A 565-nucleotide genomic window follows, 5' to 3' on the forward strand; every position below is an offset into this window, starting at 1 on the left:
GACCGTCGCAACTCTTGATGACGGCATGAAATACGGCGGTGACTTCGGCACGACTTCGTCTGTAAAACTGAACAACCAGGTTAACGTCAAGGGCGAAGCTACCTCTGAAGCTGACCTTACGACGGGCAACATCGGCGTCGTATCCAGCCAGGACGGCGACAATGGCCTGTTGACGGTTAAACTCAATAAAGATATCAACTTAGGAGATACTGGCTCTGTCACCACAGGCAACACCGTTGTCAATAACGACGGCGTAAAAGTCGGTGATACAGCTCTCGCTACAGGAGGCTTAACCATCACCAATGGTCCGTCCGTAACGACGACGGGCATCGATGCTGGCAGCAAACAGATTACCAATGTAGCCAGCGGTTCCGATGGTACAGATGCTGACAATAACCCGACGTATAATACGCTTACCAATGGTGCTAATATCGGTGACATTAAAAATATTACTGATGCAGCTAAGACCGAATTAACCAATGATGGCCTGAATTTCACGGCCGACAGCGGTGATGCTGTACACCGTAACTTAGGAGAAACCTTAAATATTGCCGGTGACGGCAAC

Annotated in this window: 1 pseudogene; it reads left to right on the forward strand. The window is 49.4% G+C overall.

From position 1 onward, the window contains the following. Window positions 1-565: pseudogene (locus tag HMPREF3201_RS11820) on the forward strand (S-layer protein); the annotation flags it as partial.

It is taken from the genome of Megasphaera sp. MJR8396C (assembly GCF_001546855.1).
Taxonomy (GTDB): domain Bacteria; phylum Bacillota; class Negativicutes; order Veillonellales; family Megasphaeraceae; genus Megasphaera.